Below are 16892 nucleotides of genomic sequence, written 5' to 3' on the forward strand. Positions count from 1 at the left end.
GGCTGATTGTCGGTATTGTTATTCTTCCATGATCTGCAGCATCATCCTGGCACCAAGCCTAAAACTGTTCTGGAACAACAGGCTCTCTGCCATGGTCTGATATTCACGAACTGCGTCCGTGTAGCGGGAGAACAGTTCTTTTTGCTCATCCGTCATAGATGCCTGAAGCTTTTCTTCATTCTTGGTAATCAAACGAAGCACTTCTTTGTACTCCTTACAAGTGGAGGAGTCATAGTCGGTCGGCTCAATATTACCGTACCAGAATTCTTCGAGGATTCTCATACTGTTTCCTCCCCGTAGATCAGTTCTTTGAGGACAACTTCCTCTGCACGATTGCGGATGCTGTTCATGGCTCTGACCCAAACCATCTGATCCTGCGCTTTCAGATGTTCATTGATTCCTTCTTTCTCTGCCATCTGCTTTGTCAGCAGAGCGAGCTTAGCGTTTGCCTGAGTATCAATGTCAGCAAGATAGCTGTGCAGCCTGCAGCTGAGAACCAGATCGGCGTACAGTATTGGGCGGTGCTCCTTGATGTAATCCAAGTGCTTCCTACCCCAGACACCGATAGGGCGTTCTTCGGTGTCTGGCAGAACCAGGCAAGGGATGTAATAATCTCCTTGTAGTTCATACCAAAGTCCGTTGCTGTTGTCGTAGATGTATTTTTCCATAGTGCTAACCTCCGTGTATTATTTGTTTGAAATAGTTGCGAGTGGCTTTGAGGTGAATCAGCCAGCGGAGGTGTGTGAATTATTCGTTGGGATAATGGAAAAATCGGATGAAAAAGTGGACTTGAACCGAAAATTCGTCATAATCCCGTGGCTACAAAACGGCTACAAAATTCGCAAAGATGCTACGAATAGCGTGAAATATGTGAAATGTGTGGATAAAAAGCGCACTTTTAGTGCATAAAATCACGAGAAATCAAGGTCTGGCTCTCGAGTGGGAATAAACAAAATTTGATATAGGATATTTTATGTGGCAGGTAGTCTATAAGATTGCCTGCCATTTATATATTTTTTGTGTTTTATTGCTTATACCGAGTTCTGTTATCAGCATGAAGGAAAGGTGATTGAAGATTTATTTATCTCATGATGTGTGATATACTTTGATATAAGTGAAAAGTGTAGAAGAAAATGATTAGTAGAAGGGGGGATAAGAAATAAAGAATATGAAGATTGATGCTAACGGGGTAGAGATTAGAGTAATGGGCGATGTTATAAACGAAGATGCTTATATCTCTTTGACAGATATAGCTAAATATAAAAATCCAGATAATGCTTTTATTGTGGTAGCAAATTGGATGCGTAACCATTCCACGATTTCGTTTTTGGGATTGTGGGAACAAATCCACAATCCTAATTTTAAACCTATCGAATTCGATAGGTTTAAAGCAGAAGCAGGAGATAATGCGTTTACGCTGACACCGCAGCAATGGATAAAAGCAACAGATGCAATCGGCATTGTATCAAAATCAGGACGATATGGTGGCACTTATGCTCATACGGACATTGCTTTTGAGTTTGCTTCGTGGATTTCTCCAGAATTTAAACTTTATATTATCAAGGATTATCAGCGATTAAAGAAAGATGAAGCAAACAGATTAGCGATTGGATGGGACGTAAAGAGAGAACTATCAAAAATAAATTATCGTATTCATACAGATGCGGTAAAAGAATTTTTGATAACACCTACATTATCTCCGCAGGAAATGGCATATACATACGCTTCTGAAGCGGATATTCTCAATATGGCTTTGTTTGGAAAGACGGCGGCACAATGGAGAAGTGAAAAAGGAATAAACGGGAAAACACCGAATATCAGAGATTTTGCTTCGGCAGAAGAATTAGTTGTGCTTATCAATCTGGAAGATAGTAATGCGGATTTAATAAGACAAGAAGTGCCCAAAATTGAAAGGTTAAAAATATTAAGGGAAAAAGCATATAGGCAATTGGAACTTTTGAAAAAGAACCAAGATACGATTGAGGCACTAAAGAAAAATCTTATTGAAGATACAGAAACAAATAGTTGATTTTATAAGTAAAACTGCTTATAATTGAGTCGGAAGATATTGCTATTATCCGCAGTTACAGAGTGTGTGTTATCAACGCTGATAACAAAACGATAACATTAGCTCATATAGGCAGGATAATATGGATATATCAAATAATCAAAAGAACTACAAACACGACAGAAAATAATCTCTAAACAAAATTGATTAGGTTTTGTCGAGTGGGAATAAATCTCATCTCATGATATTTTAGATAAGTTTACCAAAACGAGCTGCAGTAATAAGTTTTATATTACTTATTCCTGCAGCTCGTTATATGTTTATTCTGGTTATGTTATTATTCATCCCATGATATAGCTTCTACGGGACATGTGTCTATGGCTTGTTGTACTTCGGTTTTGTTTTTATTGTCTACATCTTTGAAGCTTTCTGCTTTTCCTGTATCATCCATTCTGAATATTTCCGGTGCGATATCGGGGCACATGGCGCATCCGATGCAGGCATCCTGATCGACTCTTGCTTTCATTGTCAATACCTCCTTATGATCTGTTTTGGTACGTTTATAATTTATGGTAACCTGTTTTTAGACATATATTCACAGTTTTTAAAAGGTTTTTATTTTTTGCTTATGAATTTTTCAGAAAAGAGTCAGATTTAAATTGATGATTGTGATTTTTAATGATATAGTGGGCATTACAAGAAGTGAAAGAGAGAGCATGAGAATGACAGACAGGATGGAAGCTGTATTTTTTCAATATGGTGAAACGGAGATAGATTATTTGAAGAGAAAGGACAAGAGGCTTGGAGAAGTGATTGATAAAGTAGGGCATATCTATCGTCAGGCGGATACTGATTTGTTTTCTTCTGTCGTCCATCATATTGTTGGTCAGCAGATTTCTACGAAAGCTCAGGAGTCTATCTGGAATAGGATGATCTGTGGTCTGGGAACGGTGAGTGCTGAAACTGTTCTGGCTTGTGGCAGAGATGAACTTCAAAGGTTTGGGATTTCATTCAGAAAGGCAGATTACATATTAAGTGCTGCAGAAAAAGTAATGAGTGGAGAATTTGATCCTGAGAAAATAAAGAAGAAAGATGACGCTGAGGTTATAGAAGAGCTTTCTGCACTTAAAGGAATAGGAGTTTGGACGGCGGAAATGATATTGCTTTTTTGTCTTCAGCGGCCGAATGTTTTTAGTTTTGGCGATCTGGCGATTTTGCGCGGACTGCGGATGCTTTATCACCATAGAGAAATTACGAGAGAAAGGTTCGAACGGTATAGAAAACGGTTCAGTCCTTACTGCAGTGTAGCGAGTTTATACTTGTGGGCAGTGGCGGGAGGGACTGTCGAAGGCATGAGAGATTATGCTCCCGCAGATAAGCACAAGAAATAAAAAGGGTAGTCATATGGCTGCAGGTTATAAGCGCAATGATAAGACTGCTTCGCAGAAACAGATGTTTTGGCGAAGCAGTTTTTTTGTCTGTATTTATACAATTTTAATGCCATTCCCTTTTTTTTAATTTCGTCTTTTTACCTGTTCTGCTAATATATGCACCGTAAGGAGGGATAGGAAATGTCAGACGTGTTAATGATTTTTACACTGCTTGCCGGGTTTGGGCTTATGAAGTTATTTATTAACTGGTGCGGAAGGCAAGTGGATAAAAGTGAGAATACAGAAAGCGAATAAAGGATTTTAATTAAATTGGAGGAATAAAAATGATAGCTTTAGGAATCGTGATAGCAGCTTTGTCGGTATACCTCGTATACGCATTGGTGCATCCGGAAAAACTGTAATTTATTTAGGGGAGGCAAACAATGTTGCAGATTATTTTGACACTATTGATTTTCATTATAGTGGTCATTCCCATGGGGAAATATATGTACCACATTGCGACGAAAAAAAGAACGTTCGCAGATCCTGTTTTCAATAGAATCGATAATGGGATTTATAAAATATGCCGCATAGACAGAAGCGGTATGACATGGAAATCATATGCTGGACATCTTTTGATGACAAATGCGGTAATGATTTTCGTGGGATATTTAATTTTGAGGATACAGAGCGTATTGTTTTTGAATCCTAATGGAATTGAAGGCATGCCTGCTGATCTTTCATTTAATACTATAATAAGTTTTATGACCAATACGAATTTACAGCATTATTCAGGTGAATCAGGTCTTACATATTTAAGTCAGATGGTGGTTATCACCTTTATGATGTTTACATCGGCAGCTTCAGGTTATGCTGCATGTATGGCGTTTTCAAGAGGTATTGCAGGCAAGAAAAAAGGTCTGGGGAATTTCTATGAGGATATGATAAGGATAACTACCAGAATACTTGTTCCGTTTAGTATAATTTTCGGACTTGTTCTCATCTGGCAGGGAGTTCCGCAGACATTCGGAGCAAATTTTACGGTAGAAACAATAACCGGAAAACTTCAGGATTTTGCCACAGGGCCTGTTGCATCTCTTGAAATCATAAAGCATTTGGGTACTAACGGAGGCGGATTCTTTGGCGCAAACTCCACTACACCTTTTGAGAATCCTACTATCATAACGGATATGGTAGAACTGATTTCGATGATGATTCTTCCGGGAGCATGTGTACTTACGTTTGGAAAGATGTGCAAGGACAGGAAACAAGAAAGCCTTGCCCCTGGTGAGGAAAACAGAATCAGGGTAAAAGAACCTATTTTCGGAGGACAGGGAAAGACAGTATTTATCGCTATGAGCGTTATATTTATCATAGGTCTTTCTGTATGTTACATATCTGAACTCAAAGGAAATCCTATACTCGAGTCTGTGGGACTCAGTCAGGACATGGGCAGTATGGAAGGTAAAGAAGTTAGATTTGGTATTGACCAGTCAGCGCTTTTCACTACTACTACGACTTCCTTTACGACAGGTACGGTAAATAATATGCACGACACGCTCACGCCGTTAGGCGGTATGATACCACTTCTGCATATGATGCTTAACTGTGTATTCGGCGGTAAGGGCGTAGGGCTCATGAATATGATAATGTATGTGATACTTGCCGTTTTCCTGTGCGGACTGATGGTAGGACGTACGCCTGAATACCTGGGAAAGAAAATAGAAGGAAGAGAAATGAAGCTTGTGGCTATCTGTCTTATAGTTCATCCTCTTCTCATACTGGGATTCTCGGCTCTTGCTGTAGTAACACAGGCAGGACTTGAAGGAATAACGAATTCGGGATTCCACGGATTATCACAGGTACTTTATGAATTTTCATCATCAGCTGCAAATAATGGTTCCGGGTTTGAGGGACTTGCTGATAACAGTATGTTCTGGAATGTTACTACAGGACTTGCCATGTTCTTCGGCCGTTATATAGCTATAATAGCGCAGTTAGCTATAGCAGGATCGCTGCTGGCAAAGAGACGCGTAAAAGCTTCTATAGGAACTATGCGCACAGATACTGTCGGATTTGCTGTAATAGTGGTAGTGGTAGTATATATTTTCGCTGCCCTTACATTCTTCCCGGCTTTGGCACTGGGACCTATCGCTGAGCATTTGACAGTGTGGTTTTAAATGATTAACTGGATGAAATTATAAGAAAGGGATGTAATAAGCATGTCTAATAAACATCAGAAGACAAAATTCATAACCCGGGAGATCTTGAAGAGCTCTATTATCGGAGCTTTTAAAAAGTTTGACCCGAGGTACATGGTAAAGAATCCCGTGATGTTCGTTGTCGAACTGGGATTTGTCCTCACTTTTGTGATGACCATTTTTCCGGGTATTTTCGGAGATGACGTTTCTCTGGGTTATCTTAGAACATATAACGGTATTGTGTGTGTTATCCTTTTTATCACTGTACTTTTTGCTAATTTCGCAGAGTCGGTAGCCGAAGGACGAGGAAAGGCACAGGCGGCATCGCTTAAGAATACGAAACATGATACAAAGGCTCGTTTAATAGATGAAGACGGAAACGAAACCATAGTGAACGCTTCAGAACTGAAAATGGACGATATAGTTATTGTAAAAGCAGGAGAAGTCATTCCTAATGACGGTGAAGTTATAGAAGGTATTGCTTCTGTAGATGAATCTGCCATTACTGGAGAATCAGCTCCTGTAACGAGAGAAGCGGGAACGGATTTTTCATCAGTAACGGGAGGAACAACAGTTGTCAGCGATTGGCTGAAAATCAGAATAACATCAAAACCGGGAGAATCGTTCCTTGATAAGATGATTGCTCTTGTTGAAGGGGCGTCAAGACAGAAAACTCCTAACGAGATTGCTCTTAATACCCTTCTGGTTGGACTTACCATAATATTCCTTATAGTAGTAGTTACGCTCTACGCTTTTTCAGGATATTCTGGAGCAGAGATACAGGTTTCAACTATGATAGCTCTTTTGGTATGTTTGATTCCTACTACTATTGGAGCGCTTTTGTCAGCGATAGGTATAGCCGGAATGGACAGGGTGACCAGATTCAATGTAATAGCTATGTCAGGTAAGGCTGTAGAGGCTTGTGGTGATGTTGATACCATGATGCTTGATAAAACAGGAACCATAACATTTGGTAATAGACTGGCAGCTGATTTTTACCCTGTAAAAGGGCAGAAAAAAGAAGATTTGATAGATTTTGCAGTATTAAGTTCTCTGTGTGATCCTACTCCGGAAGGAAAATCAACACTGAAACTGGGAATGCAGCTGGGAACTACAGTAGATACCAAGCAGGCCGGAAAAGATATGGAATTCGTAGAATTCACTGCTCAGACAAGAATGTCAGGAGCAGATACAAAAGACGGCCTGAAGATTAGAAAGGGAGCCGGAGATGCCATCAAAGAGATGGTAAAGGAAAACGGGGGAACGATTCCGGAGGATCTTGACCGTATAATTTCAGAAATATCGTCTCTTGGAGGCACACCGCTTGTAGTATCTGCAGATAATGTGATATATGGCGTTATCTATCTTAAGGATACGGTAAAGCCGGGTCTTGTAGAGAGATTTCAGAGATTGAGAAGCATAGGAATAAAGACAATCATGTGTACAGGAGACAATCCGCTTACGGCAGCTACTATAGCTAAAGAAGCGGGAGTAGATGGGTTCATCGCCGAATGCAAGCCTGAAGATAAAATAGAAGCCATAAAAAAAGAACAGGCAGAAGGAAAGTTGGTGGCTATGACTGGAGACGGCACTAACGATGCTCCGGCGCTGGCTCAGGCAGATGTAGGGCTGGCTATGAATTCCGGTACATCGGCAGCAAAAGAAGCTGCAAACATGGTAGACCTTGATTCTGACCCTACAAAGATACTTGAGGTTGTCGAAATAGGAAAACAGCTTCTTATAACGAGAGGATCACTCACTACTTTCAGTATAGCTAATGATATAGCTAAGTATTTCGCTATTATTCCGGCGATGTTCACAATGGTGATTCCTCAAATGCAGGTACTTAATATAATGGGGCTTTCTACTCCGATGTCAGCCATATTGTCTGCGCTGATATTCAATGCGATAGTAATTCCTTGTCTGATACCTATAGCAATGAAAGGTGTCAAATATAAACCTATGAGTGCTCAGAAGATGCTGACAAAGAATCTCGGTATATACGGCCTTGGCGGAGTAATCGTACCTTTTGTCGGAATAAAACTGATAGACATACTCATTACACCGCTGCTTGCGATGCTGGGTATGTAAAGTAGGAGGAGAAAAAAATGAAAACATTTCTTAAATATTTAAGGAGCGGTTTGATACTTACTGCCATAATGCTTGTGATATGTGGCTTGGCTTATCCTGCTGCAATGACAGGTTTGGGGCAGGCGATCTTCCCTAATCAGGCAAACGGCAGTATGATAACTGCCTCCGGAGAAAAGACTGAGGATCCTGAGAAAGCAGTGGGATCAGCCATAGTAGGGCAGGATTTTTCAGGTGATCAAAGATATTTTCAGGGACGTGTATCAAGTGTAAACTATAATACATATACCAGAGAGCAAGCCGAGAATGGAGAGTACGGCGGAGTTTCATCCGGAAATTTCAATTATGGAGCTTCAAACGAAGAACTTAAGAAAAGAGTAGAAGAAGATATGCAGGAATTTCTGGAAACACATCCGGGAGTGAAAATGGGTGATATCCCGGCAGATCTTCTGACTGCATCAGGATCGGGGCTTGATCCTAATATCACTCCGAAATCCGCTCAAATACAAATCCCGGCAATATCTGCGGCCAGTGGTCTGAGTGAGGAAGAACTGGAGAAGATAGTGAAAGAAAATACTTCGGGAAAAGTCTTGGGAGTATTCGGTCATGAAAGAGTAAATGTGCTTAAATGTAATTTAGCAATAGCCGAAAAAATCGGAGAAATATAAACACCTTCAAAGCAAATAAGCAGATTTCATATCTGCTTATTTGCCTATTTTGTTGTATTTCAGAAAGGAGGTATATATGAGTGACGGAAGAGCCGCTCCTGAAGAATTCCTTGAAAGAATAAGAGCGGAAAAAGCAATTGAGCAAAAGTATGAAAGAGGGAAGCTTAAAATATTTCTGGGCTATGTTGCAGGTACAGGGAAAACTTACGCCATGCTGGAAATGGCACATGTTTTGAAAAAAGAGGGTATAGATGTAGTAGCTGGGTATATAGAGCCTCATGACAGACCGGATACTGTTAAAATGATGGAAGGGATAGAACAGCTGCCTTTTAAAATGGTAGAGTATAAGGGGCATAAGTTCAGAGAATTTGATTTAGATGCAGCTCTTTTGAGAAAACCGAAAGTTATACTTGTAGATGAACTTGCTCATACTAATGTTCCGGGATGCAGACATGAAAAACGGTATCAGGATATAGAGGAACTTTTAGATCATGGTATAAATGTATATACCACTGTGAATATACAACATCTTGAGAGTTTGAATGATGTAGTTGAAAATATAACAGGGGTTGAAGTGAAAGAACGGATACCTGATAGTGTTTTTGACGGAGCAGATCAAGTTAAAATGGTGGATATCGAACCTGAAGAGTTGATCTTAAGAATGAAAGAAGGAAAGATATACCGAAAAACTCAATCTGCAAGGGCTCTTAATAATTTTTTTAAAAAGAACAAGCTGACGGCTTTGAGGGAAATGGCTTTGCGGCGTATGGCAGATAGAGTGAATATGATTGCGGAGCAAGAGAATAAAGCCTGCGGGGATATGAATATTTCTCCCGAAGAGCATGTGATGGTATGCATATCTCCGTCACCTGTAAACGGCAAGGTAATAAGAAAGGCGGCGAGACTTGCTAATTCACTTCATGCTAATTTTACAGCACTTTATATTGAAAACGTAGTGCTGCAGAATATGACATCAAAGAATAAACGACAGCGCGATGCCAATATAAAACTTGCAAGAAAACTCGGCGCAAAAGTGGTGACTGTATTCAGCAATAATATAGCCAGACAGATAGCCGAATATGCTAAGATAAGCCATGTAACTAAAATTGTAATGGGACGGACCAATCATGGATCTTCATTTAGGCAAAACAGCAGAGCATTGTCCAACAGTGTAATGCAGCATGCTCCCGGTCTGGACGTACTTGTAGTATCTGATGAGGATGGCAGAAGAAGACGAAGGCTTTCACTGAATAGCCGTGTGATAGGATATTTTAAAAATGCAAGAATCAGAGATTTTTTTCTTACTGCATTGATCTGTGTTTTAAGCATTGCCATAGGGCTTGGCCTGAGGAATATGGGTTTTTCGGAAGCAAATATTATAATGGTGTATCTGTTTGGAATAATGGTTACTTCCATTTTTACAAGAGGCTATCTTTGTTCGACACTGCAGTCTGTCGTAGGAGTACTTACATTCAATTATTTTTTCGTAATGCCTGTTCATAGTATGGCAGCTGATAACAGTGAATATTATTTGACGTTTGCTATGTTGCTTTCTGTGGGACTCATAAGTTCATGGTCGCTTTCCAAAGTGCAGAGACAAAATGAAGCTAATGCTAAAAGAGTTTACAGAACGGAAATTTTGCTCAACAACAGCAGACAGCTGAGAAGGAGTTTCTCTAGGCAGGAAGTCGGTGAAGAACTGGCCTCTCAGATACAGAAACTTTTGATGCTTACAGTTTTGTTTTATACTAAAGTGGATGGAATCTGTCAGGATCCGTATATTTTTTTCAGAAAAGATCTTGATAGTGATATTTATGAAGAACTTAAAGAAAAATATACTGATATAAGAGAACAGTCAGTTGTTTCGTGGGTATTTGAAAATGGTCATCGTGCCGGATGTACGACTCATACACTTCCGGATGCGGAGGCTATATATCTGCCGGTTATGGATGGCGAAAAAGTTTTGGCAGTCGTAGGTATGGTACTGGAGGAAAGACGTGAGATAGGAAGTTTTAAATATGATATAATATCAGCTATATTAAATGAGGCGGCATTTGTACTTGAACGTATTGAACGAATAGAGACGGCAAAGAGGGATGAAAGCAAGGAAGTTAATTCATGATATAAATACCGAAGTTCAGATACCCTGCGAAAGCTACCCAAAGAAGATATGGGAGTAAAAGCCATGCAGCCGGTTTTGATATTTTACTGAATAAAATCATGGTAATCAGTATGAGTATCCACAGCAGGACAAGCCATATAAATGATATGAGATATAATTCAAAATTGAAAAATATAATAGGCCAGAAGAAATTAAAAACAAGCTGTATCATATAGAAAGCGGCGGCAGAACCGTGGGGCTTGGAGGAATTCATCACAAGATAAGATGCGATTCCCATCAGAATGTAAAGTATGGTCCACATCACCGGAAAAAGCCACCCCGGAGGAGACAGCGGCGGCTTGTCGATGGCGCTGAAAGTTTCACTTCCGCCTCGGGTTATTATTGCGGCAATGCTTCCTATGGATAGTGGTATAAGTATACATATTATTAATCTTTTCCAATGTATTTTCATAAAAACACCTCACAATATGGTTATTATATGATTTAAAATATTTTCTATTCATGCTGCTGCGAATTCGGCGGGGAAACAACAGCAAATTATGGTAAGTAATGAAATTGCAGAATAGCAGGGATAGCGATCTGATAAAACCTGGGATAAAATCCGTGCAGGATTTGCAAGATTTTATTTCAGGTTTTGTTGACTTTGGCAAAAAATCGTTTTATCATTTAGTTAGTTAAAACTAATTAGATCGAATAAAAGGAGGTATGCCATGGATGTTGCAGAATTTAAAGCTGTTTCACATGACTATATTAATGGAGATCATCAATTAAAGGCGTTAGACGGAATGGGCAGTCCAATTGAAGGTATAATTATAGTGAAAAGCAAAGATATATTTTGCTTTTCGACAGATGAATTGACCCAATGATAGAAAGGCAGACTGGGAATGGGAACGATAGTTTATTTAATTGACTGCAGTATATTTGAATTATCCGGATCTTTGTACAGTAGATGTTATCGTATTTGTCCTGAAGATAGAAGATGTAAAATAGATCGGTATTCAGAGGCAAAAGATAAACAGCTGTCACTGGCAGTATATATGTTGTTTGCATTTGGAATATATGATATATATGGATCGCGTTTTGTTCCGGAGATATGTATACACAAAGGAGGAAAACCGTATATAGGTGTCAATGGGATCTGTTTTAATTTTTCGCACAGCGGAAGCTGCTCGGCCTGTGGTTTTTCTGAGTTGGATATAGGAGTGGATATAGAACAAGGAAAAGAAGATATGTCTCAGAGAGAGATAAGATGCAAAGGATGTATGGAAGCGTATGGGAAGCAGTCGGCAGACGGATATGCAGAAAGACTGGATGAAGAGGATTTTGCTCATGTATTGTGGGATGGATGGCACGATTGTATTGGAAAGAATATCTTTTCAAAGGCAGTCGGGAATTATATTCTGTCTGTATGTACTGTGAACAAAGATATCAGTATTATCAAGATTGATGAGACTCATATGCATGATTATCTGGCAAAGGTAGGTGACAGTATCAGATAAAGATAGGAAAAATCTTTATTGGAGTGACAGTCTTTTCATGATATAGTAAAGTCAATATTACTTTAAAGATACGGAGGTATTCATATGGATGATGTATTGATGAAAAAAGAAGGAAATGTAGCCATCATCACGTTGGATCGCCCTGAAGTTTTGAACGCATTTCGGTCAAAAACACTGGAAGAATTGACGTATTCAATAAGGGCGGCAGGCAAAGATCCGGATATATATGCGATTATTTTGAATAGTTCTATTGACCGTTCGTTTACAGCAGGAGGAGATATAAAGGAAGAAAGTCTTCTGACAAAGGAAACGGCTTATGAATTTTCAAAGAGAGGGCAGGATTGTGCAATGTCTATATATAACAGTCCGGTTCCTGTTATAGCAGCTATTGACGGTTATGCGCTGGGCGGAGGAATGGAACTTATACTTGCTTCAGATATCACCGTTGCTGCGAAAACAGCGAAAATAGGTATCCCTACTGTGAACCTTGGCGGCATCCCTTGCTGGACAGCCACGCAGCTTCTTCCAAGACTGGTAGGACCTTCATGTGCATCTGATATTTTGCTGACGGGAAGGATAATGAGCGCAGAAGAATGTTATAGTCTTCATCTGGTGGAATATATAACTGAAAAAGAGAATCTCATGAGTAAAGCAATGGAGGTGGCCGGTATTATAGCAGATAAGTCTCCTAATGCGATACGGCTCATGAGGCAGTCGGTGAAACAGGGGCTTGAGCTGCCTCTTTGTGATGCGCTTGAATTAGAAAGACAATTGTTTACGCAGTGTTATGACAGCCCTGACAGAGCGGAAGCAACATCTGCATTTCTGCAAAAGCGTCCGCATAAGCCATACAGAAACCGTTCGTGAATATATCAAAGCGGATAAAATATGTCGTCTGACTGTATGTCATATGACTGATAAAAATCACTTGCAGACAGATACGTGCATAGGAATATTTGATTCTATTATGCACACTTTTTTTATTCCCATAACCGTGATATAATGACAAAGTTCGAGAAAAAAACTGATATGAGATCAAAAAAGGATGGTATCAATATATGGAGAAGCATTTAAGGCAGACGATAGATTATCCCTATACATTGATGTATGAAGAGGTATATAAGGCAGCAAGGAATAAACCTGACGTGTCAGCCTATGAATTTCAGGGGAAAAAGACAAGGTATGAAGATTTTGTAAAAAAGATAGAAACGGTGGCAGGAGGTTTTTCTTCGATAGGTATAGGAAAGGGTGACAGAGTTACTATATGCATGCCTAATACACCTCAGGCCGTAGACAGCTTTTATGCTCTGAACAGAGCAGGTGCAGTATCGGTGATGATACATCCCCTGTCAGCTGTCGAAGAAATAGAGTTTTATCTGTCGAAAACTGACAGTAAGGCTATAGTCACATTGAACCTTTTTTATGAAAAGATAAAGAGCGCCGTGGAAAATACAGGGATGTCTATAAAGATTATAGTGGCGGACATAAAGGATGAACTGCCATTTCCTAAGAATGCGCTGTATCCTTTGACGGTCAAAGGCAAGAGAAGAATAAAGTATGACAGCCGAACAGTATTTAAATGGAGTGATTTTGTCAGGGAGGGACATAAAAAAGGCGCCCCTGAAAAGCCTGATAATAAATATGATGATGAAGCTGTGATTTTGTTCAGCGGAGGCACCACCGGAAAGACTAAGGGAATACAGCTTACTAATCTCAACTTAAACGCGCTGGCGCTGCAGACAGGAGTAGCTGCGGGATTCTCACTGGATGGATTGAGAATGCTTTCGGTGATGCCTCTTTTTCATGGATTCGGACTTGGCATAGGAATACATACTGCGCTGATTCACGGGGGTACGTGTATATTGGTTCCCCAGTTTTCTGTAGAGACTTATGCCAGACTTATAAAAAAGGAAAAACCTAATGTGCTTCCCGGTGTTCCTACTCTTTTTGAAGCTCTTCTCAGAACAGACGGATTGCAGGGCTTTGATATGTCATTTATAAGGGGAATGTTTTGTGGGGGAGATTCACTGTCAATAGAACTGAAGAAAAAGGTGGATGAATTTCTGAGGGAACATAATTCTTCAATACAGATACGCGAAGGATACGGGACTACAGAGTGTGTGACAGCCAGCTGTCTGACCCCATATGATTATTATAAGGAAGGCAGCATAGGAATACCTTTTCCGGATACATATTATAAGATAGTAAAAGTAGACACCAACGAAAAGCTTCCGCCTAATCATGACGGAGAGATCTGTATAAGCGGTCCTTCGGTGATGAGAGGATATCTTGACGATCCTGATGAGACTGCAAGAACCTTGAGACCGCATGGCGACGGCAGGATATGGCTTCATACCGGAGACATGGGAATGATGGACGAGGAGGGTTTTGTATATTTTAGGCAGAGGCTGAAACGCATCATTATAGTTTCGGGATATAATATATACCCTTCACAGGTGGAGAATGCCATAGATGCACATCCTGACGTTATGTATTCCTGCGCTATAGGGATTCCGGATAAGTATAAGATGCATAAGGTAAAAGCTTTTGTTGTTTTGAGAGAAGGCGTAGAACCTAGTGAAAAAATAAAAGAAGAGATTCTTGAAAACTGCAGAAAAAAGGTGTTCAGATTCGGAGTTCCCTCTGAGATAGAATTTCGCAGAGAATTGCCTAAAACATTAGTGGGAAAAGTTGCGTACAGGGTTTTAGAGGACGAAGTAAATGAAAGCGTAAGGTGACATGGAAAAGACACGGAAGAAAAGAAAACGAGGCGACAGAAAAGACGGAACATGGATAAAGGATATAGACGGTATTCATGGAATAATGCCGTATCTGATGCCCCAGAGATGTGAATCAGAGGTCTATATACAGGAGACGATAGATGTCACAAATATGATGAGATATATAGAAGCCAGAAACAGAAGGGATGATCCCGAGAAACTAACGCCTTTCCATGTGCTGGCGACAGCTGTTGCTAAGATAATGTACCACCGGCCGAAACTTAATGTATTCATATCAGGAAAAAGATTTTACCAGCGAAATAAGATGACGCTGGCTTTTATAGTAAAACGTAAATTTGAAGATGATGCGGAGGAATCTTTGCTTATCACTGAAGTGACAGGAGAGACTACTCTGGAAAAAATGAGAAAAAGGATTGTAGGAGATGCTGCACAAGTCAGAGAGAAAGGCGGCAATGATATAAATGATCTGTTGGATAAGCTGGCGAAACTTCCAAGATGTGTTATGAGATTCGCTATGTGTATTTTCAGATTCCTGGATTTTCACGGATGGATGCCGGAGAGTATATGTCGGGGAGACAGCAATTATGCCACTGTGCTGCTTTCAAATCTGGGAAGTATTAAATGTAATGCTGCCTACCATCATTTGAATAATTACGGAACTAATTCTATTGTTATAACTATAGGAAAGATACATAAAGAGCAGGTCATAGATCTTCAGGGTAACATATCTGTGAGAGATGTGGTAACTCTGGGAGCTACAGCTGATGAGAGAATAGCTGACGGATTTTATTTTGCAAAGTCACTGCGAATACTGGAACAGATATTGGAGCAGCCGGAACTGCTGGAAAGACCTGTAAGCACAAGCGTGTCAGGAAGAGAAGAATAAGAAGCGCTGCTGTTTTGGGGATTAGGTTTTTATGGAACAAGCAACTTGCTGATGCGATCTGCGGCGGCATTTGCTGAGGAATAGGCAAATTGGAGGTTATACCCTCCTGTGATTCCGTCGATATCGAGAGCTTCTCCTATTATGAATATGTTTGGATTTTTTACAGCTTCCATTGAAGAAGGATTTATTTGAGAGAGCTCTATACCGCCGCAGGTACACATGGCTTTGTTAAATCCTGATGTGGATAATATCTCAAAGGACTCACCGGTTAGCTGACCGGCGAGTTTTTTTAATGAGGTTCCGTATCGTTTTTCAAGTAGGCGGGAAAACCTTTTGGGGAGTGAGAATTCCTCCGAAATCACGGTTGACAGCTCGGCATTAGTTTTATGAGCCGCTTTTTTCAGTCTGAGAAGTGCATCTTCATAGCTGAGAGAACCGAGATAATTTATCTTGAGTTCATCTCCGGCAGATGCATATTTTGATACATTCAGTACAGCCGGACCGGAAAAATCTTTATGAGTAAACAGAAGCCCGCCGCAGTTCTGTATATTCTTATACCCTTTATTGAGAATGGTAACAATGCTGTTTTTGAAGGAAATTCCCGAAAGTTCTCCGTAAGGATAGGCTTTTACCTGTATGGGAGCAAGAGCTGGTTTAAGTCGAGTTGATGTCAGATTCAGATCACGTTTAAGGACTGTAAACATAGAGCCGTCTGAACCTGTGGATGGATAAGAGCATCCTCCTGAAGCAATTACCAGCGTTTTACAGATGAAGTTATTGCTTCCGGAGAAGATCTTCCAGCCTTGTTCACATTTTGTTATATTTTCCACAGGACTTTCAAAGTTAATGGAAAATCCGTTTTTTTCTGTTTTGTCCAAAAGCATATCAAGTATGTGATGAGCGTTCATAGAAGCGGGAAATACTTTACCGTCATCACGTGTTATTGTTTTGATTCCGTTATTTTTAAGAAATTCCATGAGGGAGATATTATTGTATTTATAAAGACATTTTCTGATTTTGCGTCCGTTGTCACCATAGCAGGAGATGAAATCTTTTATGGACCCGGCATGTGTTATATTACATTGGCCGCTGCCGCTCATCAGCAGCTTGAGACCCGGATATTTTGATTTTTCAAGTATAAGTCCTTTGAGGGGATGGCTTACGGAGGCGGCGCAGAAAAGTCCGGAGGCACCGGCCCCTGTTATTATACAGTCATATATCATATCAGTATCTTTCCTTTCTTGGACTATTATAACATATGGAAGCCTGCTTATGGATGGGTTTGCATCTTTCTGTTTTTGTCAGAAAA

The 16892-nt window shown here is 40.1% G+C and carries 17 protein-coding genes; 12 read left to right on the plus strand and 5 right to left on the minus strand.

The features are described 5' to 3' along the window. Positions 1-18: 18 nt before the first annotated feature. Together ACLR96_RS03850 and ACLR96_RS03855 are read right to left on the minus strand one after the other, a co-directional pair. Entirely contained in the window at positions 19-282 is a 264-nt protein-coding gene (locus tag ACLR96_RS03850; RefSeq protein ID WP_412265181.1) for a DUF6809 family protein, read from the minus strand. Beyond that, positions 279-668 (minus strand): TnpV protein, encoded by a 390-nt coding sequence (locus ACLR96_RS03855; protein WP_412265184.1) that lies wholly within the window; start codon positions 666-668, stop codon positions 279-281. The genes ACLR96_RS03850 and ACLR96_RS03855 overlap by 4 nt, the downstream gene beginning before the upstream one ends. 500 nt (positions 669-1168) lie before the next feature. Between ACLR96_RS03855 and ACLR96_RS03860 the strand changes: the two genes are divergently transcribed. Further along, complete coding sequence (locus tag ACLR96_RS03860; protein WP_187524919.1) at positions 1169-2029, plus strand: KilA-N domain-containing protein; 861 nt, start codon at positions 1169-1171, stop codon at positions 2027-2029. A gap of 316 nt (positions 2030-2345) precedes the next feature. On the opposite strand, the gene ACLR96_RS03865 is transcribed toward ACLR96_RS03860, so the two are convergent. Continuing rightward, positions 2346-2534 (minus strand): ferredoxin, encoded by a 189-nt coding sequence (locus tag ACLR96_RS03865; protein ID WP_187524918.1) that lies wholly within the window; start codon positions 2532-2534, stop codon positions 2346-2348. A gap of 208 nt (positions 2535-2742) precedes the next feature. Between ACLR96_RS03865 and ACLR96_RS03870 the strand changes: the two genes are divergently transcribed. The 6 genes from ACLR96_RS03870 (at position 2743) to ACLR96_RS03895 (ending at position 10457) form a co-directional block, all read left to right on the plus strand. After that, entirely contained in the window at positions 2743-3399 is a 657-nt protein-coding gene (locus tag ACLR96_RS03870; RefSeq protein ID WP_187525120.1) for a DNA-3-methyladenine glycosylase family protein, read from the plus strand. Between the two features lie 323 nt (positions 3400-3722). Then, complete coding sequence (kdpF, locus tag ACLR96_RS03875; RefSeq protein ID WP_187525119.1) at positions 3723-3800, plus strand: K(+)-transporting ATPase subunit F; 78 nt, start codon at positions 3723-3725, stop codon at positions 3798-3800. A gap of 21 nt (positions 3801-3821) precedes the next feature. Further along, positions 3822-5558, plus strand: a complete 1737-nt coding sequence (locus ACLR96_RS03880; protein WP_187524917.1) for a potassium-transporting ATPase subunit KdpA — start codon at positions 3822-3824, stop codon at positions 5556-5558. 42 nt (positions 5559-5600) lie between these two features. Next, positions 5601-7670: a potassium-transporting ATPase subunit KdpB gene (gene kdpB, locus ACLR96_RS03885; RefSeq protein ID WP_187524916.1), complete on the plus strand. Its 2070-nt coding sequence runs from the start codon at positions 5601-5603 to the stop codon at positions 7668-7670. 17 nt (positions 7671-7687) lie between these two features. Then, the gene (gene kdpC / locus ACLR96_RS03890; protein ID WP_187524915.1) at positions 7688-8335 is read left to right on the plus strand and encodes a potassium-transporting ATPase subunit KdpC; all 648 of its coding nucleotides are present in this window, start codon (positions 7688-7690) and stop codon (positions 8333-8335) included. Between the two features lie 76 nt (positions 8336-8411). Beyond that, positions 8412-10457 carry a DUF4118 domain-containing protein gene (locus tag ACLR96_RS03895; RefSeq protein ID WP_412265190.1) on the plus strand — a complete coding sequence of 682 codons (2046 nt, stop codon included), beginning with the start codon at positions 8412-8414 and terminating at the stop codon, positions 10455-10457. On the opposite strand, the gene ACLR96_RS03900 is transcribed toward ACLR96_RS03895, so the two are convergent. Beyond that, positions 10447-10908 carry a TspO/MBR family protein gene (locus ACLR96_RS03900; protein ID WP_187524913.1) on the minus strand — a complete coding sequence of 154 codons (462 nt, stop codon included), beginning with the start codon at positions 10906-10908 and terminating at the stop codon, positions 10447-10449. The two genes, ACLR96_RS03895 and ACLR96_RS03900, sit on opposite strands and share 11 nt — an antisense overlap. A gap of 259 nt (positions 10909-11167) precedes the next feature. Here ACLR96_RS03900 and ACLR96_RS03905 point away from each other — a divergent pair, with 259 nt between their 5' ends. From ACLR96_RS03905 to ACLR96_RS03925, 5 genes are all read left to right on the plus strand, one after another. Beyond that, positions 11168-11323 carry a hypothetical protein gene (locus ACLR96_RS03905; protein WP_412265194.1) on the plus strand — a complete coding sequence of 52 codons (156 nt, stop codon included), beginning with the start codon at positions 11168-11170 and terminating at the stop codon, positions 11321-11323. Between the two features lie 18 nt (positions 11324-11341). Further along, the gene (locus ACLR96_RS03910; protein ID WP_412265196.1) at positions 11342-11956 is read left to right on the plus strand and encodes a 4'-phosphopantetheinyl transferase family protein; all 615 of its coding nucleotides are present in this window, start codon (positions 11342-11344) and stop codon (positions 11954-11956) included. A gap of 84 nt (positions 11957-12040) precedes the next feature. Next, positions 12041-12823: an enoyl-CoA hydratase/isomerase family protein gene (locus ACLR96_RS03915; RefSeq protein WP_187524910.1), complete on the plus strand. Its 783-nt coding sequence runs from the start codon at positions 12041-12043 to the stop codon at positions 12821-12823. A gap of 191 nt (positions 12824-13014) precedes the next feature. Further along, entirely contained in the window at positions 13015-14694 is a 1680-nt protein-coding gene (locus tag ACLR96_RS03920; protein ID WP_412265199.1) for a class I adenylate-forming enzyme family protein, read from the plus strand. 1 nt (position 14695) lies between these two features. Beyond that, entirely contained in the window at positions 14696-15583 is an 888-nt protein-coding gene (locus ACLR96_RS03925; RefSeq protein WP_412265202.1) for a 2-oxo acid dehydrogenase subunit E2, read from the plus strand. 29 nt (positions 15584-15612) lie between these two features. Here ACLR96_RS03925 and ACLR96_RS03930 read toward each other — a convergent pair whose 3' ends face one another. Continuing rightward, positions 15613-16806 (minus strand): NAD(P)/FAD-dependent oxidoreductase, encoded by a 1194-nt coding sequence (locus ACLR96_RS03930; protein WP_187524907.1) that lies wholly within the window; start codon positions 16804-16806, stop codon positions 15613-15615. Positions 16807-16892 lie beyond the last annotated feature (86 nt).

It is taken from the genome of Lentihominibacter sp., assembly GCF_046951855.1.
GTDB lineage: Bacteria > Bacillota > Clostridia > Peptostreptococcales > Anaerovoracaceae > Lentihominibacter > Lentihominibacter hominis.

Bases quoted from the DNA above. Each gene is read 5' to 3' on its own strand.
- ACLR96_RS03910 (WP_412265196.1), top strand. From the start codon at position 11,342: ATGGGAACGATAGTTTATTTAATTGACTGCAGTATATTTGAATTATCC.
- ACLR96_RS03900 (WP_187524913.1), bottom strand. From the start codon at position 10,908: ATGAAAATACATTGGAAAAGATTAATAATATGTATACTTATACCACTA.
- ACLR96_RS03870 (WP_187525120.1), top strand. From the start codon at position 2,743: ATGGAAGCTGTATTTTTTCAATATGGTGAAACGGAGATAGATTATTTG.
- kdpC (WP_187524915.1), top strand. From the start codon at position 7,688: ATGAAAACATTTCTTAAATATTTAAGGAGCGGTTTGATACTTACTGCC.
- ACLR96_RS03895 (WP_412265190.1), top strand. From the start codon at position 8,412: ATGAGTGACGGAAGAGCCGCTCCTGAAGAATTCCTTGAAAGAATAAGA.
- ACLR96_RS03930 (WP_187524907.1), bottom strand. From the start codon at position 16,806: ATGATATATGACTGTATAATAACAGGGGCCGGTGCCTCCGGACTTTTC.
- kdpF (WP_187525119.1), top strand. From the start codon at position 3,723: ATGATAGCTTTAGGAATCGTGATAGCAGCTTTGTCGGTATACCTCGTA.
- ACLR96_RS03850 (WP_412265181.1), bottom strand. From the start codon at position 282: ATGAGAATCCTCGAAGAATTCTGGTACGGTAATATTGAGCCGACCGAC.
- ACLR96_RS03925 (WP_412265202.1), top strand. From the start codon at position 14,696: ATGGAAAAGACACGGAAGAAAAGAAAACGAGGCGACAGAAAAGACGGA.
- ACLR96_RS03855 (WP_412265184.1), bottom strand. From the start codon at position 668: ATGGAAAAATACATCTACGACAACAGCAACGGACTTTGGTATGAACTA.
- kdpB (WP_187524916.1), top strand. From the start codon at position 5,601: ATGTCTAATAAACATCAGAAGACAAAATTCATAACCCGGGAGATCTTG.
- ACLR96_RS03865 (WP_187524918.1), bottom strand. From the start codon at position 2,534: ATGAAAGCAAGAGTCGATCAGGATGCCTGCATCGGATGCGCCATGTGC.
- ACLR96_RS03905 (WP_412265194.1), top strand. From the start codon at position 11,168: ATGGATGTTGCAGAATTTAAAGCTGTTTCACATGACTATATTAATGGA.
- ACLR96_RS03915 (WP_187524910.1), top strand. From the start codon at position 12,041: ATGGATGATGTATTGATGAAAAAAGAAGGAAATGTAGCCATCATCACG.
- ACLR96_RS03860 (WP_187524919.1), top strand. From the start codon at position 1,169: ATGAAGATTGATGCTAACGGGGTAGAGATTAGAGTAATGGGCGATGTT.
- ACLR96_RS03880 (WP_187524917.1), top strand. From the start codon at position 3,822: ATGTTGCAGATTATTTTGACACTATTGATTTTCATTATAGTGGTCATT.
- ACLR96_RS03920 (WP_412265199.1), top strand. From the start codon at position 13,015: ATGGAGAAGCATTTAAGGCAGACGATAGATTATCCCTATACATTGATG.